Genomic DNA, 26079 nt, shown 5'->3' with positions numbered 1-26079 from the left:
TTTTACTCGTCGCGCAATGCGTCTATGGGTTTAACTTTAATAGCGTTTTGAGCAGGTATAAATCCGGCTAAAAGGCCCGAAGATATAAGAATGAATAAGGCGATTAATATGGTTGATAAATCCACGCTGGGATTTGAAAACATTTCTACCGGACCGTTGGCATCGAGAATTTTGTTTAAAACATAGATCACCAAAGCTCCCAGAGAAATACCGGCCATCCCCGATATCAGGGTTAAAAAAACCGATTCGGTAAGAATCTGACTGCGTATTGACCAGGGACTTGCGCCCAGTGCACGGCGTATACCAATCTCTTTGGTACGCTCTTTTACGACAATCAGCATAATATTGCTGATACCAATTATTCCCGAAAGCAATACTAAAATACCCACAAAATAGGCTACCGCTTTTAGAGCTATAAAAAGACCGTCTACTTTTTGGTATTGCTCGTAAAGATCAAAGTTTCCAATGGCACGATCATCCTCGGGATGAATGCTATGACGGGTTTTTATAATGTCAAACACCTTCGTTTTTAATTGGGTAATCGAATAGCCGTCTTTTGCAGTGATCGCCATCCAGCCCACGTCGTTACCCATATTAAACGCCTGGGAAAAAGCAGTAAAAGGAACATAAATCTGCTTTTGCTCTTCTTCAGAATCTCCATTACTTGCGACAACCGCATAAGTCCCTACAACCATAAAATTCACGCCGTTGATTTTGATGTAAGTCCCTATAAAATCTTCTCCCTTATCGTAAAGGGCATTGCGCACGCCTTCGCCTATTACGGCAACTTTTCGCCTGGCTTCAATATCCCCGTAATTCAGGAAACGCCCGGAAGTGATATACATAGGCTGCTGCTCTATATACTCGGGATAATCTCCATAAACATTAAAAGCACCGGTATTGATTCCGCGTACCACATTATTGGCTCCGCCAAAACCTCCCAGCTGGTTACGCGGCGATACAAAGCGCAGCTCAGGCATACTTTGCTTAATAGCAGCAACATCATCAAGATCATAGCTGAAGCGGCGTCCCTTAGGAAGTCCTTTGTAGGGTTTAGAGATGGTTTGCGTCCACATAAACATACTGTTGGTTGCTATGTTCCCAAAATCTTTTTTCACCCCATTCTCAAGCCCCTTACCCGCAGCAAGAAGGATTACCAGAATGAAAATTCCCCACAAAACCCCAAAAGCAGTAAGGGCCGTTCTAAACCAGTTGCGGCTTAAGGCTTCTATAATCTCATCCCAACTGTCTTTACTAAACATAGGTCAACGGGTTAACTTTTATCATTTATTCTTCGCGCAGGGCAGCAATAGGTTTGATACGGGCGGCTCTCCAGGCAGGTACAAAACCGGCCAGCGCACCGGCCAGCACCAGTATAAAAACGGTCGTTATGGCCACATTAAAGTTTACGGTGGGGTTTCGTATATAATCCATCTGGAGATTGGGGCCAATCAACTCCAGTAGTCCCATACTAAAAAGCAGGCCCGAGAAGCCGGCAATTGCAGTCACAAAGATCGACTCGTGCAAAATCATGCTCACAATAGACCAGGGTTCTGCACCCAGAGCTTTACGTATCCCTATTTCTTTTGTGCGTTCTTTCACAATAATGAGCATAATATTACTTACGCCTACCACACCGGCGATGATGGTAAATATTCCCACAATCCAAAAGAAGAGCTTAATCATACCTATAAGATCGTAAAACCGCTTTGCGTCTTCAAGGGTGTTATTGATATTGATTGCACTGGTATCATCGGGAGCCACGAGATGCCGTTCTTTAAGGAAAGCTTCAATCTCATTGGAGAAATTGATAGACTGGGCCAGTGTTGCTTCAAAATTTGCTTTTGGTTTTAACGTAAAGCCCAGATTACGCACTTTGTCTGCACCACCAAATACGCGCTGCGAGGTAGAAATAGGAACAAAAACCCGGGTCTCTTCGCGCTCACCACCGGGATCACTGTAAACACCCACCACATAAAAATTTATACCATTTACCTGAACCAGTTTGCCGAGAGCATCTGTGTCACCAAACAAATCCTGTTTTACTTTATTGCCGATGACCACAACCTTGGTTTTGTCTTCCTGATCAGAATAATTGATGTAGCGACCACTCACCAGACTTTCGTTTTCCAGAAACTGATAGTCAGGATACACTCCTTCTACCCTATAGCTGCCAGACTCTTTACCGTAGGTTAAAATACCGCTCCAGATGCGGTAAACAGCAGATTTAAATTCAAGGTTGTCCTCGTATTTTTCGATCAGATAGTTGTAATCGGCATTGGTCATCTCTATAAAACGACCGGGATTGAGGCCTTTGTAACCTACAGAAGTTACACCAGTATAGACTGAAATTCGGTTTGTGGCATCGCGCTCAAACTCTTTTGCAATACCATTTTGCATGCCCTGACCCAGCGCGAGAAGAATCACCAAAATAAAAATTCCTGAGGCTACCGATAAGCCTGTGAGAAACGTTCGGAGCTTATTTTTCCGGATGGTTTCAAAAATCTCCTGCCAGCGCTCCAGACTAAACATGAGACGCCGCTCTTACCTGATTGATTTTTGTATCGTCTATAATCAAGCCATCTTTCAGGTTTACGATACGTTTGGTCATGTGGGCTATATCATCTTCGTGAGTAACCACAAGAATGGTTTTTCCCTCGTCATTAATTCCCTGAATGAGCTCCATGACTTCATAACTGGTTTTGGTGTCCAAAGCACCGGTAGGCTCATCGGCAAGGAGTACTTTAGGATCTGAAGCTAAAGCTCTGGCGATTGCCACACGTTGCTTTTGCCCTCCGGAAAGTTCATTGGGCATATGATGTGCCCAGTTTGCCAAACCTACTTTTTCGAGGTAAGCCATCGCTTTATCGGTTCGCTCAGCGCGTTTCATCCCCTGATAGTACAAAGGCATGCCTACATTATCTAAAGCACTTTTATAATTGATAAGATTGAAAGACTGAAAAATAAACCCCAGGAACTTGTTGCGATAGCGTGCAGCAATTTTTTCGTTTAAATTCTTAATGGGAGTGCCGTCAAGGGTATAGGTACCCGAATCGGCCTCATCAAGCATGCCCAAAATATTAAGCAGCGTAGATTTACCGGAACCTGAAGAACCCATAATACTCACCAACTCACCTTCCTCAACACTAAAGTTGATTCCTTTAAGCACGTGCAGGGAGTTCGAACCCATTGTATAGGACTTGTGAAGGTCTTTTATCGCAATCATAATGATGGTCTAGAGTACAGGAGGCCTGAAAATTATAGCGTTAGCCCTTAAATAGACTATCAAAAGCTGTAAATGTTACATTTAAAACAGAATAAATTAACATTTAGGGACTTTCGAAATAAGAAGAGCTCTCCGGGAAGTCTAAACCAGCCGCTTGATCTAAGGAGATTTTCGGCGGCTTCTGTAAATAAACCAAATCAAACCGCCCATAAGCAGGTATGGAATTGCCGCTAAATAAACAATGCCGTTGTTAACCCCTTCGGCCATGCTGTTATCGGTCTCGCTTTCCAGTACTGCACGACACATGGCACACTGTGCCTGCATTGCAAAGCTTACTATTAAAAAGACTAAAGTGAGAACGAAACGCTTCATCATTACAGAATTAAACAGGATAATACGGAAATATCATAAAGTAAACCACCACCCCGGTAACCGCAACGTACAGCCAAAGCGGAAAGGTGATACGGGCGATTTTACGGTGCATCTCAAATTTGCCCAGTGCCGCCCTTACATAAGTAATAAGCACAAAAGGGATCACGCCTATTGAAAGAAGGATGTGAGAAATTAAAATGAAATAATAGACGTATTTAAAAACACCTACAGCCGCATTCTCTGCATCTGAAACCACCCCGTCAAGGTTTGTATCTCCGAATTTTGTAGAATCTGAGGTCGCATGATACACTACATAGAGCACCAAAAAAACAACCGAAAGACCTATACAAACTTTCATAAGTTTCTCGTGTGCCTTGCGATTGCCCTTTTTTACCTGAATAACCGCGGTAATGAGTAAAATAGCGGTAAGCGCATTAATACCGGCATAAATTGGAGGCAAAAAGCCCAGGCGCTCCACATTAGGAATACGCACCATAAATAAAAGCGCCACTGCAATAGGTATTGCTACAGAAAGTACAACAATCCATCTGTTGTACAGCTTTTCTTTTCTTACAAGATCGTTCATCTAGGAATTGTTCTTATTCAGTAATTTTCTTATGTCCTCAATGAGGATGTCTATTTGAGAAGTTTCTTCTCCTTCCACCTCCTCAGCTCCCTGAGGAATAAAACCGCGGTAGTAAATGAGGGGATTTCCAAACTCATCCCTTCTCGATCTAATAAAACCGTTTTGGTCTACCAGAGCAAACAACCCGGAATGCTGAAAGTTTCCATCGATATTGGGATTTTCCTGAGCTAACAGGTTAAAACCTACATTAGCCAGTTCATAAATCTGCTCCCGCTCACCCGTCATCAAATTCCAGTCGGGATCTGTAACCCCATAACGATCTGCATATTCCTTTAACACCTCTGGACTATCATGCTCGGGGTCGATACTGAAACTGGCTATACCAAAATCAGGATTATCCTGAAACGTGTTTTGTATAAGAACCAGGTTCTTGTTCATAGGGATACAAATGGTAGGACAACGGGTAAAGAAAAACTCTACCAAAAAGACTTTTCCTTTATAACTTTCTTCTGTTATGGTGTCGCCATATTGATTGACAAACTCAAAATGCGGTACTTTACGATCTTTACCATTTATGTTGATATAAGCCAGCTTGCCGTCATTTTCTTCGGTATCTATAGTAGCAACATTAAGCCGGTCATTCTTAACTACTTCTCCACGCTTTAAACGGTCTATTATTTTGGGAATTGTAAGTATCCCAAAAATCAGCACGATGACTGCAATACCTATGTAGGTTTTCTTTTTATTCATGGCAATTAGCGTTCGGCATTATTTTTCTTCAGCGCAAGACGGTATTCCGCAAGGATTATCTTAACGTCGTCTTTCATCTTATTAGACAATTCTGCAATATCAGCACTGTCGTAACCGTAAAGAACTCCTTCATCCTCATCATCATCACGACCTCTCAGTTTTCGGTCTTTATCGAGTATAAAAATATACTGCGATCCGCCATCTGCCATAAGATTATAAGGGGTTTTCAAACTGCTGAAGACCGCTTCAATCTGCTCCTGCGGAAGCATTACGAAATGCCAGTTGGAGATATCTGTAAGTCGGCCTAATTCGGTTTTTACCTTGTACAGTGCGGTAGTATCAATTGATTGCGGAACCAAATACACAAATTGAAAATCATCGAATTCCCGGAAAGGCTTAAATATTTTCTGATTGAGATTGAATAAATCGCCCCCGTCGCGTTCAATCGTATTTCCGAGAAAACCCAATACGGTTATTTTATTTTGAAATTGCACCCCGCCGGACGAATCAAGCTCAGTAATCGCTTCCTGAAGTACGGGTAATTTGGCAAAATTATGGATGCCCGAAGCAAAGAACAGATAAGCCACAATGGGCAGTATAAATAAAACACCTAAAACAAAATACTTTTTCATAGCAAACCGTCTAAATTGGGGTCATTTAGGTTTTTATGTACAGCTTTGGGAGACCTTTCCAAAACCGAATGCAAAGGTACATCACAGAATGTTTGCATTAAAACAAGACATAAAAAAAGACGACCCGAAGTCGTCTTTTAAAAATTTTTAAAGGATTAAAAATCCCAGGCCACATAACCTTCTTTGTATACATCGAAGATATAATCCCCTTCCGTAAGTAAAATAAAGATCAGGTAACAAACCAGGAATATCCCGGTCCACACTACAGATCTCCTTAAACCTTTGGTCTCATGCTCCATGTGCATGAATGCCCAGGTGATTAAATAAGCCTTGTATAAGGTTAGTATAATGAATATCCAGTTTAATAAGTGCATTCTTAAGAAATCGGTCTCTATCAAGAAGCCCGGTCTTACAATACCTAAAGCTACTTCGATGATGGTCACTATAGAAAGTATCCCAAAAACCGTCCAGATTCTTTTAGTAGCCGAACCGTGATGTGCTGAATCGTGTGCCATTATATATGTTTTAAAGCTTCCGCTTTGCGGAATAAAATTTTAAAATTAAACCAGGTAAAAGAATGTGAATACAAATACCCAAACCAAATCTACAAAGTGCCAGTACAAACCTACTTTTTCAACCATCTCATAGCTGCCTCTGCGCTCGTAGGTCCCCAAGATCACATTGATAAAAATGATAATATTGATGATTACTCCTGAGAATACGTGGAAACCGTGAAAACCGGTAATAAAGAAAAAGAAATCTGCAAAAAGTGGAGGTCCGTACTCATTGTGCACAAGATTAGCTCCTTCAACCACCTGCTTTCCGTCATTTTCTAATTTGGCTAAAGACTCCTCACGGGAAAGAATGGTTTTCTGACCGTTTTCGGCAATTAACTGCGTTCTAACCAATAAATCGGGATTGGCTTTAAAACCTTCAATTACTTCAGCTAGCTCATATTCAGGAAGACTGCTTTCAGACTGATACCAGAGTGCCTCGCTTTTGGTAAGACGGGTACGGTCTGAAGGAAGATCAACTGCAAAAGACTCAATTGCCACCTGCTCGCCTTCAGCATTTACAAACTGAATGATCTTACCTCCTTTGGTTTCAACTGCTCCATACTCACCAGAGATGAAGTTTGCCCATTCCCAGGCCTGAGAACCCACGAAAACCACACCACCAATGATGGTAAAGAACATGTACCAAATCACTTTGTTTTTCTTCATTTGATGACCGGCGTCTACCGCAAGCACCATAGTTACCGAGGAAAAAATAAGGATAAAGGTCATCAACGCCACATAATACATAGGAGCATCTACTCCGTGTAAAAAAGGAAAGTGAGTAAACACTTCATCGGCGATAGGCCAGGTATTTATAAATTTAAAACGGGAGAATCCGTAAGCTGCGAGAAAACCGGAAAATGTGAGCGCATCCGAAAGGATGAAGAACCACATCATTAATTTACCGTAACTCGCTTTTAGAGGTTGTTCATCCCCGCCTCCCCAGACTTTGCCTTCTGTGCCTGTTTTAACAGCTGTAGCGTTCATATTTTAATATCGGTTAATAAGCGTTGCAAAAATAGGTATTTTAAAAATGCTTTTCAAAGCAATAATCGGTATTTATAACCATTCAAAAAAAAGAAATTTTAAAGCTTTTTTAATAAAAACAGCTTCTTATCTAGTGAATGAGATCTTCTGCAAACATGAAAAACAGCAAAAGATAAACCCATAGGATATCTACAAAATGCCAGAATGTTGCCCCCAGTTCAAGACCAAGCGTCTGTCCCTTAGCATATTTACCTCTCAATTGCTGAACCAGTACAACAAGCAACACCAAAATTCCTGCTACCACGTGAACCACGTGACTTATCACAAAAGCATAAATAAAAGAAGTGGTTACATTGCTTTGACTTCCGGTAAAGAAATATCCCTCCTGTACGATTTCACCAAAGCCTTTAAACTGAAAAATGACAAAAGCCACTCCCAGTACTGCCGTAGCAACAAGAGCCAGGGTGCCAAGCGAATTCTTTTCGCGCGAAATGGCTCTTTTGGCCACCAGCATAGTGAGGCTGCTCAAAACTATGAGCGCCGTACTGATGTAAAACGCCTGAGGGAGCTGAAAGTCGTGAAGCCAGTCTTTGCGCTCGCTGCTTACAATATATGCACTGGTAAGTCCGCCAAACATCATAGAAAGACTTACAATACCAAACCACAGCATCATCTTTTTGGAACGTGCGATTTTAACCTGTTCTGATTGCGATGTATAATCCATTACCTTAGAAATTTATCTGCTACGTAAATAATTTGTATTAAAGTGATATAACTCACGCTGGACAGCATGAGTCGCTTGGCGGTAAGGTTGTTTTTGTAAGAATATAATCGAAGTGCGTAATAAAGCAAGCCCAGACCCAAAATCCCTACTAAAACAGCAGAAACCGGAGTGAGGTAAAGCCTTCCGGTAACTCCAAACACCGGAATGATAGAAACTAAAATAGTCCAGATGGTATAAAGAACTACCTGTATGGCTGTTCCGCGGTCCCTTTCGCCGGTAGGCAACATAAAGAAACCTCCTTTTTTATAGTCTTCATATAAAAACCAGCCAATGGCCCAAAAATGGGGGAACTGCCAGAAAAATTGAAGCATAAATAAGGTTCCGGCTTCTATGCCAAAATCTCCGGTTGCGGCAATCCAACCCATCATAAAAGGAATAGCTCCCGGAAAAGCTCCAACAAAAACCGAAAGTGGCGTTTTGGTTTTAAGCGGAGTATAGACGCACACGTATAAAAAAATTGAAATCGCTCCAAAAACTGCCGTAATGGGGTTGATAATATAAAGCACTACAAGACCCAAAACAGTAAAAATCGTTGCGATAGTAAAAGCAGTACGCACAGACATACGCCCGGCTGCTACAGGACGGTTTTTGGTACGATCCATCAGGGCATCAAGATCTCTTTCGATGATCTGGTTGTAGGCATTTGAAGCCCCTACCATTAGATAACCGCCTACTGCGAGCAATAAAACCGTAAGCCAGTCAATACTATAAGCTCCCAAAAGATAGCCTGCCATGCTCGAAAACACCACGCTGATAGCAAGGCGCATTTTGGTGATTTCTTTAAAATCCTGCCAAATACTCGGGGACAATTTATGGGTTTCAGTAAGGCTCAAAAGCGTGTTTTTCAAGGGCTTTAAAAAGTCGTGCAAAGATACCACACACTCGGCATCTGCACAAGGGATATTGAGTATATTACGACCGGATTTGTTCTCTAATCCTTCTTACCCTTAAGCAAAACCCATTTTATCGAAAATGCACCTCTGCTTCCTGAAAAGTCTGAAATCTTTAAGCAATCACTCAGAAAGCCCAACAGCATCATAAACCTGTACCCGATCCCACAAATGAGAAGCTTCTTCTACAAACTTAAGGTGTACCGGTTCTTTTTGGTACCGATCCTGAATCTCTTTTGACGGAAACGTTAAAATAATAGAGTAGGTCCAGCTGTTATCTACCACCTCCCGGGGCGTATTTGCCGGCGTGCCAATGAATTTGGTCTGGGCGTATTCGCTGGTGTTTAGAAATTGCTTCAATGCCTTTTCAAATTCAGCCCGGTCTTCGGTACTATCGGGATTGTTTAGCCAAAAATAAACCACATGTGCAAAATTGGAATCAAAAGCGATTTCCGGTTTTTCTGTTTTCTCTTCGCATGAACTCAGTACAAGAAGCATAATGAGTACGACACTGTTTTTTAATAATTTCAAAGCCAAAGTTTTTAAGTTAGTAATCAAAATACCAGTTGAACAAATCGGTTCTAAAACCAAAATTCACCCAAACGGTCTGTTCGTTGAGGTTTACCGGATCAAATTGTTCTATGCGATTATCGCGGTATAATACCGAAGCATACACCTTCAGGTTGGTAGAAGGGTTTACGAGATACCCCAATTCTACATTCCCAAGAAAGGTATTGGCCCGGTTGCCCTGGCCTATTTCGATACCCAGTTCTGAGGGAATATTTTCATCATTCCCATAAATACTTCCACCGTAATAAACCTGATTGATATCGCCAATTTCAAAACCGCGTTCCCCGTAAATAAATTTTGCTGCCCCAAACCAACGATCATTGCGATACCGCGCAATAGCTATAAGCTCCCTGAAGTTTGCACCCCACAAGTGCGCCATGGACTGATTGTTATGACCATAATTGAGTTCGATCTCATTATTTGAGTATACATAAGGTCTTACCTGATTAAACTCCACTTGCAATTGTAAATCATCTACATGGAAAGCATCGTAATATTTAAAACCCAGCTGCACGCCCTGCTTATTTTGAAATGACTTATCACTGCTAAAAACTGCTCCGGTAGAAAATTCATCGATGATTACCTGTGCGTAGGCATTAAATCGATCACTGAATTTGTACTTACCACTCAACCCGATCAGGGCATTACCCCCACGCGAACCTGTAGAAAATTCAATTGCCCGGTAAAAAATTACCGGATTCAGATAATTCAGGTCAAACCCTCGATCGTTATCATTAGTCCAGATTACATTTTCAAAAAGCCCAATATTGAGTCTTTTAGTCACATTTAAACTCAAATAATGATTGGCCATATATTTGGTTTTAAATGAACCGTCTGCAACTACTTCAGGGCGCACATCGCGTAACGACATCCAGGTATTGGTGTATTTGAGTTTCCAAAATGTAGTGTTCAGCTTAAAAAAAGGGTACGGACTCGCGTTATCTGAAAGCAACAGGGAGCGATACCCGTCACCAATAAAGTTTTTACCATGACCAAACTGAAAGTTGAAGTATTTATTTGGCGTATAGGAGAGATAACCTTCTGCAACCGGGTAATCAAAATCGCCGGAAGCTGATTCTGCTGCTACCCCCCTGCCCGGGACAATCGCAGGGTTTCCACCATCTGGCCTTATAGAACGTGCAAACCTGTTAAAGTAGCCCGCAAAAGTGCCCTGACTTTCATAAACAACTGTATAAAAGTTTAAATTTTTTCCTAAACCTCCCTGAAAAATAACTGCCCGGGTATTGTTATAGGTATAGCTTTGATCTTCATTATTTGCAGTCTCAAAGCCCAACTGCAAATCTGCAGCAGGATCTAAAGTAAACCAGTAGTCCTCCCCTTGCAGGGTAACCATATGTTCATTCCATAATTTACGCCCAAACCACGACTCTTTTTTTTTATACAAACCTTCGCGAGCCTCTTTAAAGTCGTAATAGGTATTTACATTATCATAGGTAAAAGGCTTGCCTGCCGTGTGCGAGTTTGTACCCACCCTATTGAGCTCCTGATCAAACCTGCTATAGGTTTCGTGAGAAAACGGAATGAATAACTGCGAATTGTATTCCCGGTTTTCAAATGGAAATGTTTTGATAGCATCATATTCACTTTGCTCCTCCAGTTTTTTCACCGGCACTGCTCCTGTTTTAAAATCTTTAATTGCGGAAGAATCTTTAATTGCAGAAGAATCTTTAGAAAACGGAATAGGTATAGGCATATTAAACTGCATATACGTTGGGCGGGCATTATAGGTTGCCGGTTTTATCTGAGGCAATTCACCAAACACCCGGGTGATCTCACTGCGCAATTCCTCATAAATACCGGTAACATGAAGCAATTCAAACGTACCCTCTTCTGTGACTTCAAACAAAACGACCAAATCGCCCTGATACTGTTCATCAAGCACGCGTTGGGGCATCTTGAATTCAGCTTTTATCTTATTGATCAGGGTTTCGTTGAAACAGGTTGAAAGCGCAACAGCCGGAACATTTTCGCACTCTTCAAAAATGGGGTATTGCTCAAAGTTACCCGTGATAAGCTGAGCCTGCAATGCAGAAACTGTAAATAAGGCCAGACCTGCAGCAAAAGTCTTGAATGACATGAACTTATGAGATTTAGGAGGTGGAAAGATACTATTTTTTCAACATCCTCTTTTTACAGATTCAAATACTTTCAGGCACACCCCAATCCAATGCGCGCTTTACCTAAAAAAACAGCCCGCCTGATGGGGCGGGCTGTACTAATCTGAAATGTAATTTTAATCCTGAACCTGAAATTTAAGAGGTTGAAAATAAATGACCCGCACATTGCGATCCCGCTGCTTGCCGGGCTCCATTTGAGGTAATTTTTCCATAACGCGTACAGCCTCTTTCTCAAGAGCAGGGTGCGGAGCTCGTGTTTTTAAGTCTGTTACTTTACCAAATTCATCAATAGTAAACTGAATATCCACCTTATTGACACCTTGTAAACCATAGCGCGCTCCAATACCGGTATCAAAATTACGATTGATGAACTGGTTCATCTTTTCCTGCATACAAGCCTTCAACTCTTTGTTAGAGTTAAGGCCTTCACATCCGGGAAAAACCGGAACACGTTCTACCGCAACAAACGTGGTGGTTTCTACCGGAGGCTCAGGAACCGGTTCAAAACTAGTTATGCTGATCGTTTCATCTGAGGCTGGCGGTGTTGGATCAACAAATTTAAAATCAGGGATCTCTACTTCATTCGGTTTTACTACCGGGGGCAATAACTTTGAAACTTCTGGCACCTCCGGCTTAACCTCTTTTACCTCTTCACGCCTGATCTCCCTATTCCAATCGTCGATAGAGACTGTTGCCACATCAGGCAATGCAGGTGATTCGTAATGAGTGACGGGAGATTTAAGCTCAAGAACGACTATGGCCAGAATAAGAGCCGTGATTAATCCCACCTGAAAATAGACCACCGTGTTTTTTCGTAGATTTACATCATGCTTGCTTGTTGTGCGATCTGCGCTTTGCCGAGCGACAGATTCGCTTTTTTGAGAATTACTCATAAATAAAGTTTTAATGGTTACTAATACTTAAAACTTTAAAAAGAAGCTTGCCATAAAAAAACCCGTCTCGCTTTCGCGGACGGGTTTTGATATTTTTTTCAGATAATGGAATTAATCCTGCACCTGAAATACGATAGGAAGTGAGTAAAGTACCCCTACTGCCTTACCACGCTGCTTACCTGGAGTCATTTGCGGTAACAATTTAATTACGCGCTCTGCTTCAGATTCTAATCGCGGGTGTGGACCACGGGATCCTATATCTACGATATTTCCTTTTTGATCAATTTTAAATCGCACATAGATTCGGTTAATACCTGAAAGACCTAATTCGCTACCCAGTTCAGTATTGAACTTACGGTTTACGAAGTCACTGATCTTCTCAGACATACACTTCTTCTTGGCGTCGTTTCCTTTTTCGTTCTCGCAACCTGGATACACCGGTACGTTTTCGATAACTGCAAAAGGTACATCTTCAATAACTTCTTCTTCTGCGAAAGAAACTTCTTCAACCTCTACAATCTCTTCTTCCTGACTGGTTTCAGTAGACTCGATTACGGTTTCTTCAATTTCTTTATCATCCTCAACAACCTCGATGATTTCCGGTGCTGGTGGTGGCGGTGGAGGTGGCGGTGGAGGTGGTGGAGTGTTTAACTCTGTAATAGGCACATCTTCTTCCAGCTCATCAGTCATTTCAAGCTGTCCGATATCGATGGCCTCTTTCTCATACGTTTTCCACTCGATAGCCAAATAGGTAAGCCCGAGTATCAAAATAAGACCTAACTGAAAGAAGAGTACACTTCTTTTAGACAGATCTGCTTTGGGATTTTTCTTAGGTTCCATGAATCTTGTTGTTAAGGATTGCTAATTTAAATAAAAAAGGCTTCAACTCGAAATTAAAATTTTGATTTCAGCTTTGAAAATTGATTTCTAAAGACCAAAATAACCAGTAATGCGCCGGAAATTCCGGCAAGATTGGCTAAGAAATCATTAAAATCTGCTGATCTCGAACGGGTTAGAGCCGCTTGTAAAGCTTCAATAACTATACCATAAATAATGGCAAAGCTGCAGGATTTTATCAAAGACACTTTAAAATAATCACTATTTGGTCTTAAAAAATAAAAAAATGCAAACCATAGCAAGGTAAAGATGACGTAAGTCACCACGTGCACCATCTTATCGCTATGCTCTGGAGCTTCCTGTATATGAGGCAGAGGTATCAGGCAAATCACTGCTATGAAGAGTGTATAGCCATAAGCCCCATATCGCAGTAATCTAGCCACCTATGAGTTCCTGATAGGCTTCGGCACTCAACAAACTGTCAAGCTCGCTGTCGTCTGTAAATTTCACTTTTATCATCCAGCCTTTTCCATAAGGATCTTCATTTACCATTTCTGGTTCTGACTCCAAAGCCGAATTAAACTCGATGATCTCACCGCTTAGAGGCAAAAACAAATCGGAAACGGTTTTTACGGCTTCTACTGTACCAAAAACTTCTTCGCGATCCAGGGTTTCTCCTTCGGTTTCTACTTCTACATAAACGATATCCCCCAACTCTCCCTGAGCGAAATCGGTAATGCCCACGGTTGCCGTATCTCCTTCAATACGCACCCACTCGTGATCTTTAGTGTACTTTAAATCTGCTGGTAAACTCATATGTGTATTTAATTAATTTCCAAAATTATATTGCAAAGTCAGTCCCGACCGTATTGTTGTTTGCGGGTAGGCAGTTGATATCGCATAGGTTGCAAATGCATGATCGTAATAAAAAATTGCGGTCAGGTTTTTACTCAGCGCATAGTCTGCCGTAAATGTCAATCCGTAAATATCCTGACCTGCTGTAATCTGACTGTTATCTACATCCAGATACCTTACAATCGTTTCATTCTGTCGTAGCGATAGGTCTGCCTTAAAGTTTAAATCACTCTTTAAGATGGTACGTCTACCCCCAATATTGGTCGCAAATCTAATATCTTTTAAACGATATCCCAGCCCTATTATATACTCATTTCCGTGAATTTCGGTTAACAGATTATTATCAAAACTCAACGAAAGCGTTCTGTCTTTACGCAACTCGGCCAGTATTTTAACCGAATTGTTCATTTCAAAATCCAAGCGAATGAGCGGCGAAAACATCTCTGTAAGGTTAATATTGGAATATAACGTCTTACTTATAAAGTCTCCGGCCTGATTAACCTGTGCATCCTGAGGGTCGTTATTTAATCTGCGGTTATAATTGAGGTTTGTTCTAAACTGATTAATGGTATAACCCGCCTGATAGCCGTGATTTACCGAAAAACGCTTGAACCGCTTTTTAAACCAGTCAAACTTCATAAACCCGGTGTACTTTAAATTCCAGTTGGGCAATGGAAAACTTCTAAATGCCCCAAGCGAAACGCTTTCTGCATTTCCGGGAGTATAGGCCGATAAAAAAGCAGGAAGCAAAACCTGTTGACTCGATCTGCTAAAGCCTACCGGATACCCATTCTCATCCCTTGGGTACTGATCATTTCCGTAGAAATCTTCAGCAAGGCGCTCTGCCACTATTAAGCGGTTTTCACGAAAGCGGTTGAAGTTAAGCGATGACTCCAGCGAACTCGTATTAAAAGCGGTACCTATCATCAGGGTTGAAATACTAAAATTACCCAGCGTATTTCCGGTGAGACTTGTGTACGCTCTGGTAAGCGGATCAACCCGATAATTCTCGGTATAGGTTTCCTGATAAATGCGATTCATATTGATGTCAATCGTCAGATCTTCCAGAAAACTGGTTTGGGCCTGCACGTCAAATTTACGCACCTCATTTTCCCCGTATTGTTCGTTATACTCCTGATATAGCGTTAACCAACCCTGGCGGGCAGCATAATCGCGTATTTCGGCCTGACTACCAAATACAAATCCGGTTGTGGGACGTGTTGTACCTAAAAATCCTACACCCGGCAAATAACCCGGTAAATACATACCATTAGTTTGCTCGTAGTTGATTTGTATTTGCTTAATTCCTGTTGCCAGGCCTATAAGCAAATCTTTGGTTTTGCCTCCGCCCGAATTAGCCTGTGATTGATTATTCTGAGCAGACTGGGGATTTCCTAAAGTAGGTACAGCCCGGCTTCTGGCTTCTCTCGAAGTGGGACCTCCGCTTTTTTTACCAATGCCCAGTGTCGTATACAAGCTCTTCATATCTAATGTAGTCTGAAGCGTGTGCGTGTTGGCATTTTGCACCGAATTCCCCAGATCGGGAATACCTTCTAAAGACTGTAACTGGTATGATCCCCGGGTCCACTGAAAGTCTGCATTGTAAGAATAGGTCGATTTTACAAAATCCATAAAGGGCAGTTTACCCACAGGCAAATCGTAGTTAAGCTGCATATTCTGATTGTGCCGATCTGGAGTTCCCACGTCAAAAAACTGAGAGTAAACACCCCCGGCATTAGGATCTATAGTGTTATCTGCATTTAAATAATTACGCACTATGCGGTTCTGAAACTGGTTAAGGTTTACCCGCAGGGATTGGGTAATCGGGAAGTTTACGGTAAAATTTCGGTCAAACTGGTAGTTGCGCTGCACATAGACCGGCGTGGTATTGATAAAGTTTTCGTTAGCCAGCAAATCTCTAAACTGCTGCCGGTTAAATTGCCGGGTAATATTTGAAGTGAGATTAACACTTGCCGGAAGGTAATTGAAATTGAAATCCTTCAGAAGTTTCCAATACTTGCTCGTAAAGAGCGAATCATTCTTTTTAAAAGGTTCTATAGGTTTTTGCTTAAAGGCAAAACCATAGGTAGCTCCCAGACGTACATTTTTATTCACAGCCTGCTCGATCTCAAAATCTTTATGATTTTCCTGATTGTGGCTGTATGCAAAAGTGAGGTTCTCTACATCCCAGGGCATTGGCTTTTTATCCCCGGTACGTTCTTTACGCACCCCTATAAAATTGATACTTTCACGGGTGGTGCGCTCGATAGCGACATTCTCTATACTGTCCCGGGCAGCTGCACTGGACGCATTGGCAAGACTCTGCTCCAGTTTTAAATCGGTATAAAGCGGGTCATACTGCGGGGTAATGGTCTGGTTTCCTTTAGCGTAATTAAAAGGAATCTTCACTCCCCATTTCTTTGGCAAAAGCTGGCCCAACTCTACATTGCTCACCACATCATAAGACTTAACATCTTCACGGGCGCGCTGATTGGGCCCTGCATCGATACTACCAAAGCCTATGGTTGATTGACGAGCTGTACCGGATACTGTAGCAAAATCTGCAAGATTGGCATCCAGGTTTAAAATACCGGCCCAGCCTCCCTGATTTTGAAGTCCGCTAAGCCGTAGTTCATTAAACCAGGCCTCGGCACAAACGGTACGACCACCTTCATCATTTGCATTTTTAACACCCAGCATCAGCAAGCGCACATCGCCAAAACTGGGGTTTCCTTTTATCCCTACCCGCACCCTTCCGGTCTCGTAAGGCGTTCCCGCAGGGTCGGCAATAGGATTTCCATCCTGATCAAAATAGGTTATGGCATCCTGCAGGGTATTAAAGCTTCCATTAAAAAAGGTGGCTTTTACAGTTTCGAGAACCTCCAGAGGCACTTTTAGACGGTTTGCTTCCGGCCAAATTAAATCGGGACTACTCGTGTTGAATGCGGTTGGGGTAAGTGGCAATTCGATCTGATAGAAATTCTGTGTAAGATCGGTTCCCATTCTAATAAAAGCCACAACCTCATTATCATGAACCGGATTTTCATTCAGCAAAGACTCCAAATGCACAAACATCTCCAGATTTTCGTACTGGCGCATATCGAGTCTGAAATTCTTATAAACCGCACGACTGTCCTGAGTTTCAAGATCGCAAACTTCAATAGACAACGACTGCTCATTCTGCCGAATGTTGTTATTGTTGTTGATAAGCTCCTCGCGGTAAACACCCGGCGGAAGCACATAGGGAATGGGGTTGCGATTGCTGTTTTCCTCAACATTTACCGAAGTGACCTCAAAGCGCGTATTTTCGGTATCGGGATCTGAGTCGTCAGGATCAAGGGTATAAAGATAACGACGGTAATCTCCCCGCACCAGATCCATCGCCCCCATGCGTAGAACAATGGGCTGATTCCATTCACTCATAAACATACGCATAAAGCGAATAGACCTGAAGTCGTTGATCCCGCCCTGTCTTCCGGTAGGTTGGCTTATTGGAATTTTAAACTGATACCAGGTTACAGGCAGGGTATTGCCATTTTGCAGGGTTACTTCAATATCGCGCTGGTCTACGATATACTCGTTTTGCACATTAAGACTTTGGCGGTTGATCTCGAGCTCATACTCGTAATAACTGTCAACCGTATTCATGGTAAAGTCCCGGTTAAAATCTTCTACATCGGGTACGGTGGTAGAACCACGATCCTGCTGACTAACATTTACGGGCGAGTTCCCTTCCTGACCGTTATATCGCTTATAACGATCTAAAACCGAACCCTGTGCCGACACGAAGAACTGATAGTTATCGCCCGAAGGGTCTTCGAGACCTGCAAACTCGGGATAATTAAGCGCTTCCTGCTCATCGCTTAAACCGTCGTAACCCACGTCCTGATTGGTACGTGCAGCCCCTTCGGTATCAAAAGCGTAAATCAGCGCCTGATTGGTAGGTACTTTACCCCAAACGGTGGCCACCGTATTTGAAGCAGAGCCATCCTGAGGTAACCCATTTTCATACTGCTTGCGCCCGTCTTTCAACACATCTTCAGAAATATTACCCAGATTCAGCGTGAGTTTACCTCCGGTATTTGCAGCGTTTTCCGCATAAATAAAGGGATCCATCAACCAGAATTCAATAAACTCAACGTTAGACTGCTCAAAATCTGTTGAAGCAAACTGACGCATAATTCCGCCAAAATTTTGCTCGGGATTTTCTAAAATACCATCCTGCGCATCGGGGCTGAAGTTATAAGCTCCCCGCTCCTGAGGATAATAGGCCATATCGAGTGTAAACAAAGCCTGTGTAGTACCGGCAACAATATCCTGCTGCGGAAATATTTCATCTCTAAAAACCCTGCGCGTTGCATAGGTCGACACATCGGCATCGGTAATACCATCAGGACGCTGATTGGTATAAAAAATAGGATCTATAGAATACCAGGCGAGTTTTGCACGGCGGTAACCGGTGCGTAAATCGCCGTTATCAAACTCCCCTCCAAAACCAATAGGCACCGAAGCCAGATACCATTGCAAGGGCGAACTGATATCAAGCGAGGTCTGCGCTCCTTCAAAGTCATCGATATAAGAAGCTGCCTCCCCGCCAAAATTGGTCACCTTGGGCTGCCCGGGAATGAGGTATGCGATTTCTCCGCGAAGCGAAATATTAGAAGGCACATCGGTATCGATGTTTGGCAACTTATTCACCAGTCGGGTCAGGAAAGGAACCTCTGCCGAAAAATTAGCGTTTAGGCCAAAAATGGTGTTATTGATGGGCTCAAAACTATAGGTTGCCTTTTGGGTAAGGGGTCGCTCGTTGAGATTGATAAGCGTCCCTCCCACGATAAATTTTTCGCTAAACTGATGCTCGATGTTTAAACCCGTAAAGCGTTTGGTTTGCTGGCCAAACAAGGTATTGTTTTCGGTAGAAACCTGAATGGGAACACCCGAAGCTTTTAAGGCCTGATCGAGTATAATTACACGTCCCCGTTGATAATCTACCGAATAATCTAAACCTTCCTGCAGCACACGGCCACCGGCAGTAACGGTAACAGAACCCTGTGGCACGTTAAAACCTCCTATAGGGATGCCCTCTTCCTGTCTGGATTTATAAGTCCCCTGCATCTGAAACAGGTTTTTATCGGCGTTATCCTGAGCAATGGTTTTGGTGGAATTGTACAGCGAGCGGTAAACATACTTGCGCTGGTTTGCATTATACGTATCGGGGTTGCCGTAAGTCTCAGCAGGCTCGCTTCGCAGTTTGTCAAAAAGATATTCTCCAAAAGGCTCTACCGAGGTAAAAATGATACTTCCATTACGGGCATTAACGGTTGTCCCTTCCTGAAAGTCAAAGAATCCATCCCCTCCCTCCTGCGGATCTCCAAACTGAGTCAGGTTATCCAGATTAAACACATTCAGCAGCGGCGTATTGGCTACATCTTCGGGCAATGCCGGACCGCCTTCAGCAGGTGTAATGTAATTGATAGGGGAAGGCGAATTGTACACAATATTCATCCTGAACCCCTCTTTCTCCAACTGCCCTACTCCCAGACCGTAGATGTTTTTCATCATTAAATCCCAGACGGGCTCGTTGACATCGGTGATATTACTTTTGAGCAATTTAACCACCAAAGCCTGCGAAGTACCTCCCTGCCCCGGAGTTATAAAACTATCCAGAATTCCGTCATTATTAATATCCTGCCCATTGGTCTGATCTGCATCTGCCGCGTCTGCAACCTGATCGCCGTCTGTATCCTGGCCATTATTATTTACCCCGTCCCCATCAGGATCTACATCAACGAGATCCGGAACGCCGTCTCCATCGGTATCGGGATAAGCGCCACCGGTAGCATCAACCCCGTCATTGGCAAACTCACCTACCTGATACACTTCCCCGTTTACCGTATATTGAAAAGCCACGGCCAAAACCTCGTCATTATTCAAACGCTGGTTGAGTGAAATATAGCCCAGTTGCGTATTCAGCGTATATTCTGAAAGTGAAAGCTGGCGGGCATTTTCTAACGAAACATAATCAGACCCGTCTGCCACCTGTACATTACCAAAACCCTGATCTACCGTTGCCGAACTGCGTATTGCAGAGGTTAGCACGGTTTGCCCGTTGCCCGTTAGACCAAACGGATTGAAGTCATTACTTGAGTTTCTGGGAAAGGCCCCTGAAGGAAGATTAATAAAACCCGCGGGGATATTCGGCAAGCCTATTTGGTTTGGGTTTGATTCTCCAATATCCTGTATCGCGACGATGTTTCGGGTGTTTTCAAAGCGCTGGGTACGATTGGTCACCCAGACTTCAATACGCGTGATTTGAACATTTGAGTTGATAAAGGGATAATTAGCCAAAGCTTTATCGTAATTATCGCGAAAATACTGGGCTAAGAAATAATGCCGGTTTTCGTCATACTCCAGTGCAAAAATCTGAAAGTCCTGAATGGTACCATCGCCCTGGGCCAACACCTGGTTGGTTTGCGACTGCTGCTCTGAAAATACGCCGGTAATTGTGGTTTTACCAAACTGCAATTGCGTCTTTACCCCAAAAAGACTCTGTGAACCCTGGATAAGCGCAGAATTAAGGGGCATATTTACGTTACCCACTTCTATTTTCTGGATGATATCATCCTCGTTGGGTGTGTACTCGAGTTTGATCTGGTTTTGAAAGCTAAAGGTAGATTCGGTATCATAAACCGCGTTCACCTGAAGACGGGTCCCTACCTTCCCCAGCAAGCTCAGACTTATGCGCTGGTCAAAATCAAAGCTAAAATTGGTACGGTTACGCGGCGAAAAACTGGGATTATCCTGTTTGGTAAACAAGCCTCCTATATCCATTGCCACGCTACCGGTAGGTATAAACTCTATGGTATTGCCTCCAAAAATGCTTTCAAAAAGCCCGGAATTCACATAAAAATTAGGTAGAAGGCTCTTTTGATCTTCCTTTCCCTCTTCGGTACGCCCGTCAACCGCAGCGATTTTCTGCTGAAAATAAGCCTGCATTCGTTCCTTTTGAACGAGCTCCTTAAATTCTTCAGGGGTGAGAATACGGGGATAATTGATGTTATATCCACCCAAACTTTCGGTATAGATATACCGGTCTGTTAGCGGATCGTAGGTGTATTTGGAAACTATGGAATTTGGGTTTTTAAGCGCAAGCCTTCCGTAGGAAAAGCCGGTTTTAACCGAATCCTGCTCTTCTTCTTCCTGAGCAAAAACAGATAAGGGACAGCAAAACACCCCTATAATGACCAGAATTTGAAAAGAATACCCGCGTAGTTTTGTACCCAAAGTCTCTTAAAGTTTTTTAAGTGCCAGTTTTATAATCTGCTCAACGCTTGCCTGTGGCTCATCGCGCACAATAGCATCACACACACGTTCAGCTTGCTTTCGGGCAAAGCCTAAAGTCTCTAGAGCAGATAACGCTTCTTCTTTATTGGTATTGCTTGGCGCAGCTGAAACTTCATCAATATCATATACTTTAAGAATTTTATCCTTAAGATCAAGAATAACACGCTGAGCGGTTTTAGCACCAATACCTTTAACCGCCTGAATAGTCTTAACATCACCCGTTGCAATGGCCTGCTTTACCTGAGAAGGTTCTAAAGAAGACAGCATGGTGCGGGCAATACTGGTACCCACTCCGCTCACAGAAATGAGCAGTTTAAATATCTCCCGTTCCGATTTTTGGGCGAAGCCATATAACGTATGTGCATCTTCCTTGATGTGCAAATACGTGTACAGCATGATATTTTCGTCAGCAGGTAAAAGCGAAAAGGTGTTGAGCGAAATGTTTACGAAATACCCCACGCCATGACATTCTATAACGACATCGGTGTGATTTTTCTCAATAAGTTTACCCCTTAAAAATGTGATCATTAGTGAAAAAATGATTTGGGATTTAAATGTACTAAAATAATTCAGCACGGGCATAGGCTTAAGACGCTGCCCGAAACCCTGGCTTATCGTCCTTTTAACTCTTCCTGAAGTTTTTTGCCTTTTTGTTGCGCATCGATAACTGCGACGGCAGACATATTTACGATTTCATCAACCGAAGCTCCCAACTGCAACACGTGTACCGGCTTATTCATCCCCATCATTATGGGCCCGATGTTATCTGCCTTATTGAGTTCTTTAATCATTTTATAGGTGATGTTTGCCGAGTCGATATTAGAAAACACAAACGTATTTACCTTTTTACCCGCAAGCTTGGAGAACGGAAATTTACTCTTCAGCATTTCTGAATTTAAGGCAAAATCGGCCTGCACTTCCCCGTCTACCGAAAGATCCGGGTAATATTTATGCAAATAGGCTACAGCCTCACGCACCCGGTCTGCCTGTTCATTTTTAGAAGACCCAAAATTGGAATAGGAAATCATCGCTATCACCGGTTCCATCCCGAAAAGACGTACGGTACGTGCGGTCATCAAAGCGATTTTAGCTAATTCTTTCGCCGTAGGCTCAATATTTATAGAGGTATCTGCCAAAAACAAGGGCCCTCTGCTGGTATTCATGAGGTTGGCGGCCGCTACTTTTTGCACGTTGGGTGCTGCGCCAATTACCTCAAGTACCGGTTTTACAGCTGAAGGATAACTGCTGCTGTAGCCCGTAATCATCGCATCTGCATCGCCATGCTTCACCATCATCGCCGCATAGTAATTGCGTTGTCTCAATAATTTCTGAGCATCATAAAGGGTAACCCCCTTGCGCTTCCGTTCTTTCCAGAACATATGAGCATATTGATCAAGCTTTGGCTTTTCTTCTTTGGTTTTGGGATCTATAATTTCAATATCTGCATCAAAGTCAAGCTCTTCCATTAACTCAACGATGGTCTCCCGATTTCCTAAAAGCACTGGGGTACCTATACCCTCATCGTAGATGATTTGAGCTGCCTTGAGCACATCAAGCTGATCTGCCTCGGCGTAGACCACGCGTTTAGGTTCGGTCTTGGCCCTGTTAAGAATGAGTCTGACAATTTTATTATCTGAGCCCATACGATCCAGAAGTTCGTCTTCGTACTTAACCCAGTCTGTAATAGGATGGCGGGCTACGCCACTATCCATAGCAGCCTTTGCCACTGCGGGTGGTACCTTGGTAATCAAACGCGGATCAAAAGGCTTGGGAATTATGTATTCTCTGCTGAAGTTAAGGCGCGTCTCCCCATAAGCGATATTCACCTGCTCAGGCACCGATTCTTTAGCGAGTTCAGCCAAGGCTTTCACAGCGGCCATCTTCATATCTTCATTAATCTTGGTAGCACGCACGTCAAGAGCTCCTCTAAAAATAAAAGGGAAACCCAAAACATTGTTCACCTGATTGGGATGATCTGAACGACCGGTAGCCATGATGATGTCTTCCCGGGTATCCATCGCGAGATTGTAATCAATCTCAGGATTGGGGTTTGCCATAGCAAAGACGATGGGATTAGGAGCCATAGTCTTAAGCATTTCGGGCGAAACGATATCGGCAATAGAAAGGCCTATGAACACATCGGCATCTACCATTGCTTCTTCAAGCGTATCTATTTTTCGGTCTGAAGCAAACTCCGCTTTTTCTTCTGAAAGACTATCGCGGTCACTGCGAATAACCCCTTTACTATCTAGCATTACAATATTTTCGCCTCTGGCGCCAAAAGCTTTATACAGTCGCGTACATGAAACCGCGGCTGCACCGGCACCACTCACCACTATGCGAATGTCTTCCATCTTTTTACCGGCGAGTTCGGTTGCATTTAATAAGGCAGCAGCAGAGATGATGGCGGTACCATGCTGATCGTCGTGCATTACCGGAATATCAAGCTCAGCTTTTAAACGGCGTTCAATCTCAAACGCTTCGGGAGCTTTAATATCTTCGAGATTGATTCCTCCAAAAGTGGGTGCAATATTTTTTACGGTAGCGATAAACTCATCAACATTCTTGGTATCAACCTCAATATCAAAAACATCAATCCCTGCAAAAATTTTAAAGAGCAAACCTTTACCTTCCATAACCGGTTTGGAAGCTTCAGGACCTATGTCACCCAGACCCAGAACTGCCGTACCGTTAGAAATCACAGCTACCAGATTTCCTTTAGCGGTGTATTTGTAAGCGTTCTCCTTATCCTTTTCGATCTCCAGACAAGGTTCTGCAACCCCCGGAGAATAGGCAAGCGAAAGATCGCGCTGAGATGAATATTTTTTAGTAGGCACCACGGCGATTTTACCGGGTGTTGGTTTTGCGTGATAGATTAGGGCCTCTCGGCGTTTGCTTTCTTTACTCATAATATTCGCGTTAGCTCTGCTACAAAAATAGGGCTATTATTAGTTCAGGCTAGTAAATTCTTAGCTTTATCCCTGCTAATTTTACCCGGGACACTGCCAAAAATAAAAAGCAAAAGCTAAATCTCCTCAATACGGGCATATTTAGCTTTTGACTTCATTTATAAAACAAACGTATACTGCGTTTATTCTGGTATGTAAATTTTATCTGAAGAATAGCTCTTTTTAAGACGAAGAGCCAATAATGCGGCGATAATAAAGAATACGCCGCCAAATAAAATCGCATTCACTGCATTGTCGTTGAGCAGATTTTTAATAATAGGACCAAAAGTTACCGTTTGTATAAGCATAGGAATCACAATCATCATATTAACGATGCCCATATATACCCCACGTTTTTCTTCAGGAATAACTTTTGAAACCATAGAATAGGGAATACCCATCATAGCTGCCCAACCGATACCGAAAAGGATCATCGGGACCAGTAATGCGTATTCATTTTTGATATACGGCATGCTCAGCATGGCTACCCCGGTAAGCACTAAACTAATCACATACACATTGCGCGAACCATACTTTTTGGCGAATGGCACCAGAGCCAGAGCCACAATCATCGTCACAAAGTTATAGGTACCGTTCATCAATCCCGTTTGCGCCAATGCCTGTTCAGACACCTGCTGAAAATTTTGAGCAAATGCGGTATCCCCGGTCCCGATCACACCACCGCTTCTGCAGGCTTCCATAATGCCCTCAAAACGCGTATTGTCTTCCTGCGATAAACCGTACATACTGCTGCGCAACATCGGCGTGATAAACTGCCAATAAACAAACAGGGCATACCATTGAAAAAAGTAAACCGCGGCCAACTTCTTAAGCATTGTTGGCATCTTACCAATGGCACCGGCAATTTCGATAATGGGTTCAAACAAACGCGAAGCAAAGGTTGACTCTGCCTTTTCCCGTTTTAATTCGGCCAAATCTTCATCAGTAGGGGGAATTTCGGGGGTTTTCCAAACCGACCAAAGCACAGTAGCAATAGAGCTAAAGGCTCCCAGAAAGAAGGAATAATACACCCAGGTGGGAATACTTGAGATCGTCTCGGTAGCGCTCGAACAAAGAGCAGCACCTTCTTCGGCGGGTGCCCCAAACCAGTCCTGAAATAAGAAAAGGGAGAAATTTGCAATCGTAATCCCGGCTCCCACAAACAAGCTTTGCATCTGGTAGCCAAAAGTAATCTGATCATCATTGAGCTTATCCCCTACAAACGCGCGGTAAGGCTCCATCGCCGTATTGTTACCCACGTCAAGAATCCACAATAAACCTACGGCAAACCAAAGCTCAGAACTATAGGGAAAAGCCAGCAAACACAAACTTCCCAGAATCGCACCGATTAAAAAGAAGGGCTTGCGTCGACCTCCCCATTTGGGCAACCAGGTTTTATCTGATATAGCACCAATTATAGGCTGAATAATTAATCCCGTTACGGGCCCTGCAAGATTTAACAAGGGTAATTCGGCGTGATCTGCCCCTAGAAAAGAGAAAATAGGATTTATAGCGGTTTGCTGTAAACCAAAACTAAATTGAATTCCGAAGAATCCTACATTCATATTCCATATCTGCCAGAAGGAAAGGTTAGGCTTGCGAATGGCACTTATAATCTTATTCATACTATTTGATAGCGTATTGTTTCGGTTTGACTAAATCTTGCAAATCAAAAAATTAAAACGTTGTAGATGATTGAATCTTGAAAAA

General features: G+C 42.9%; 21 protein-coding genes. All 21 read right to left on the bottom strand.

Going from position 1 to position 26079, the window contains the following annotated elements; genetic code table 11:
* Positions 1-2: 2 nt before the first annotated feature.
* On the bottom strand, positions 3-1262 hold the full coding sequence (locus LLW17_RS11990) for an ABC transporter permease (RefSeq protein WP_228230530.1): 1260 nt from the start codon (positions 1260-1262) through the stop codon (positions 3-5).
* Positions 1263-1287: 25 nt separating this feature from the next.
* Complete coding sequence (locus LLW17_RS11985) at positions 1288-2532, bottom strand: ABC transporter permease (RefSeq protein ID WP_228230529.1); 1245 nt, start codon at positions 2530-2532, stop codon at positions 1288-1290.
* The gene (locus tag LLW17_RS11980) at positions 2525-3226 is read right to left on the bottom strand and encodes an ABC transporter ATP-binding protein (RefSeq protein ID WP_228230528.1); all 702 of its coding nucleotides are present in this window, start codon (positions 3224-3226) and stop codon (positions 2525-2527) included. The genes LLW17_RS11985 and LLW17_RS11980 overlap by 8 nt, the downstream gene beginning before the upstream one ends.
* 159 nt (positions 3227-3385) lie before the next feature.
* Positions 3386-3601: a hypothetical protein gene (locus LLW17_RS11975; RefSeq protein WP_228230527.1), complete on the bottom strand. Its 216-nt coding sequence runs from the start codon at positions 3599-3601 to the stop codon at positions 3386-3388.
* A gap of 7 nt (positions 3602-3608) precedes the next feature.
* Entirely contained in the window at positions 3609-4184 is a 576-nt protein-coding gene (locus tag LLW17_RS11970) for a DUF420 domain-containing protein (RefSeq protein ID WP_228230526.1), read from the bottom strand.
* Positions 4185-4934: an SCO family protein gene (locus tag LLW17_RS11965; protein ID WP_228230522.1), complete on the bottom strand. Its 750-nt coding sequence runs from the start codon at positions 4932-4934 to the stop codon at positions 4185-4187. It lies immediately after the preceding gene.
* 5 nt (positions 4935-4939) lie between these two features.
* Complete coding sequence (locus LLW17_RS11960; protein ID WP_228230520.1) at positions 4940-5566, bottom strand: hypothetical protein; 627 nt, start codon at positions 5564-5566, stop codon at positions 4940-4942.
* 155 nt (positions 5567-5721) lie between these two features.
* A complete protein-coding gene (locus LLW17_RS11955) occupies positions 5722-6081 on the bottom strand; it encodes a cytochrome C oxidase subunit IV family protein (protein ID WP_228230516.1) in 360 nt (119 codons plus the stop codon).
* A gap of 45 nt (positions 6082-6126) precedes the next feature.
* Entirely contained in the window at positions 6127-7110 is a 984-nt protein-coding gene (locus LLW17_RS11950) for a cytochrome c oxidase subunit 3 (RefSeq protein WP_228230515.1), read from the bottom strand.
* Between the two features lie 130 nt (positions 7111-7240).
* The gene (locus tag LLW17_RS11945; protein WP_228230514.1) at positions 7241-7834 is read right to left on the bottom strand and encodes a cytochrome c oxidase subunit 3; all 594 of its coding nucleotides are present in this window, start codon (positions 7832-7834) and stop codon (positions 7241-7243) included.
* Entirely contained in the window at positions 7834-8727 is an 894-nt protein-coding gene (gene cyoE, locus LLW17_RS11940) for a heme o synthase (RefSeq protein ID WP_228230513.1), read from the bottom strand. Before cyoE ends, LLW17_RS11945 begins: the two co-directional genes overlap by 1 nt.
* 180 nt (positions 8728-8907) lie before the next feature.
* Positions 8908-9315, bottom strand: coding sequence for a Dabb family protein (locus LLW17_RS11935; RefSeq protein WP_228230512.1), 408 nt, complete (start codon positions 9313-9315; stop codon positions 8908-8910).
* Between the two features lie 16 nt (positions 9316-9331).
* Positions 9332-11452 carry a gliding motility protein RemB gene (locus tag LLW17_RS11930; protein ID WP_228230511.1) on the bottom strand — a complete coding sequence of 707 codons (2121 nt, stop codon included), beginning with the start codon at positions 11450-11452 and terminating at the stop codon, positions 9332-9334.
* Positions 11453-11608: 156 nt separating this feature from the next.
* Complete coding sequence (locus tag LLW17_RS11925; protein ID WP_228230509.1) at positions 11609-12385, bottom strand: energy transducer TonB; 777 nt, start codon at positions 12383-12385, stop codon at positions 11609-11611.
* Between the two features lie 111 nt (positions 12386-12496).
* Positions 12497-13225, bottom strand: a complete 729-nt coding sequence (locus LLW17_RS11920; protein WP_228230507.1) for an energy transducer TonB — start codon at positions 13223-13225, stop codon at positions 12497-12499.
* Positions 13226-13278: 53 nt separating this feature from the next.
* Complete coding sequence (locus LLW17_RS11915; RefSeq protein ID WP_228230506.1) at positions 13279-13665, bottom strand: VanZ family protein; 387 nt, start codon at positions 13663-13665, stop codon at positions 13279-13281.
* Complete coding sequence (gcvH, locus tag LLW17_RS11910) at positions 13658-14038, bottom strand: glycine cleavage system protein GcvH (RefSeq protein WP_228230505.1); 381 nt, start codon at positions 14036-14038, stop codon at positions 13658-13660. Before gcvH ends, LLW17_RS11915 begins: the two co-directional genes overlap by 8 nt.
* Positions 14039-14050: 12 nt before the next feature.
* The gene (sov, locus tag LLW17_RS11905) at positions 14051-21328 is read right to left on the bottom strand and encodes a T9SS outer membrane translocon Sov/SprA (protein ID WP_228230588.1); all 7278 of its coding nucleotides are present in this window, start codon (positions 21326-21328) and stop codon (positions 14051-14053) included.
* Positions 21329-21367: 39 nt separating this feature from the next.
* Positions 21368-21949 carry a Holliday junction branch migration protein RuvA gene (gene ruvA / locus LLW17_RS11900; protein ID WP_228230503.1) on the bottom strand — a complete coding sequence of 194 codons (582 nt, stop codon included), beginning with the start codon at positions 21947-21949 and terminating at the stop codon, positions 21368-21370.
* 83 nt (positions 21950-22032) lie between these two features.
* Positions 22033-24330: an NADP-dependent malic enzyme gene (locus tag LLW17_RS11895; protein ID WP_228230502.1), complete on the bottom strand. Its 2298-nt coding sequence runs from the start codon at positions 24328-24330 to the stop codon at positions 22033-22035.
* A 182-nt stretch (positions 24331-24512) separates the two neighbouring features.
* Positions 24513-25994 carry an MFS transporter gene (locus LLW17_RS11890; protein WP_228230501.1) on the bottom strand — a complete coding sequence of 494 codons (1482 nt, stop codon included), beginning with the start codon at positions 25992-25994 and terminating at the stop codon, positions 24513-24515.
* Between the last annotated feature and the right edge of the window lie 85 nt (positions 25995-26079).

It is taken from the genome of Leeuwenhoekiella parthenopeia (genome assembly GCF_020782115.1).
GTDB lineage: Bacteria > Bacteroidota > Bacteroidia > Flavobacteriales > Flavobacteriaceae > Leeuwenhoekiella > Leeuwenhoekiella parthenopeia.
This window is presented reverse-complemented; position numbering and strand designations above follow the sequence as displayed.

Coding starts and splice junctions, on each gene's coding strand:
- LLW17_RS11990 (WP_228230530.1), bottom strand. CDS start 1,262: ATGTTTAGTAAAGACAGTTGGGATGAGATTATAGAAGCCTTAAGCCGC.
- LLW17_RS11985 (WP_228230529.1), bottom strand. CDS start 2,532: ATGTTTAGTCTGGAGCGCTGGCAGGAGATTTTTGAAACCATCCGGAAA.
- LLW17_RS11980 (WP_228230528.1), bottom strand. CDS start 3,226: ATGATTGCGATAAAAGACCTTCACAAGTCCTATACAATGGGTTCGAAC.
- LLW17_RS11975 (WP_228230527.1), bottom strand. CDS start 3,601: ATGATGAAGCGTTTCGTTCTCACTTTAGTCTTTTTAATAGTAAGCTTT.
- LLW17_RS11970 (WP_228230526.1), bottom strand. CDS start 4,184: ATGAACGATCTTGTAAGAAAAGAAAAGCTGTACAACAGATGGATTGTT.
- LLW17_RS11965 (WP_228230522.1), bottom strand. CDS start 4,934: ATGAATAAAAAGAAAACCTACATAGGTATTGCAGTCATCGTGCTGATT.
- LLW17_RS11960 (WP_228230520.1), bottom strand. CDS start 5,566: ATGAAAAAGTATTTTGTTTTAGGTGTTTTATTTATACTGCCCATTGTG.
- LLW17_RS11955 (WP_228230516.1), bottom strand. CDS start 6,081: ATGGCACACGATTCAGCACATCACGGTTCGGCTACTAAAAGAATCTGG.
- LLW17_RS11950 (WP_228230515.1), bottom strand. CDS start 7,110: ATGAACGCTACAGCTGTTAAAACAGGCACAGAAGGCAAAGTCTGGGGA.
- LLW17_RS11945 (WP_228230514.1), bottom strand. CDS start 7,834: ATGGATTATACATCGCAATCAGAACAGGTTAAAATCGCACGTTCCAAA.
- LLW17_RS11930 (WP_228230511.1), bottom strand. CDS start 11,452: ATGTCATTCAAGACTTTTGCTGCAGGTCTGGCCTTATTTACAGTTTCT.
- LLW17_RS11925 (WP_228230509.1), bottom strand. CDS start 12,385: ATGAGTAATTCTCAAAAAAGCGAATCTGTCGCTCGGCAAAGCGCAGAT.
- LLW17_RS11920 (WP_228230507.1), bottom strand. CDS start 13,225: ATGGAACCTAAGAAAAATCCCAAAGCAGATCTGTCTAAAAGAAGTGTA.
- gcvH (WP_228230505.1), bottom strand. CDS start 14,038: ATGAGTTTACCAGCAGATTTAAAGTACACTAAAGATCACGAGTGGGTG.
- ruvA (WP_228230503.1), bottom strand. CDS start 21,949: ATGATCACATTTTTAAGGGGTAAACTTATTGAGAAAAATCACACCGAT.
- LLW17_RS11895 (WP_228230502.1), bottom strand. CDS start 24,330: ATGAGTAAAGAAAGCAAACGCCGAGAGGCCCTAATCTATCACGCAAAA.
- LLW17_RS11890 (WP_228230501.1), bottom strand. CDS start 25,994: ATGAATAAGATTATAAGTGCCATTCGCAAGCCTAACCTTTCCTTCTGG.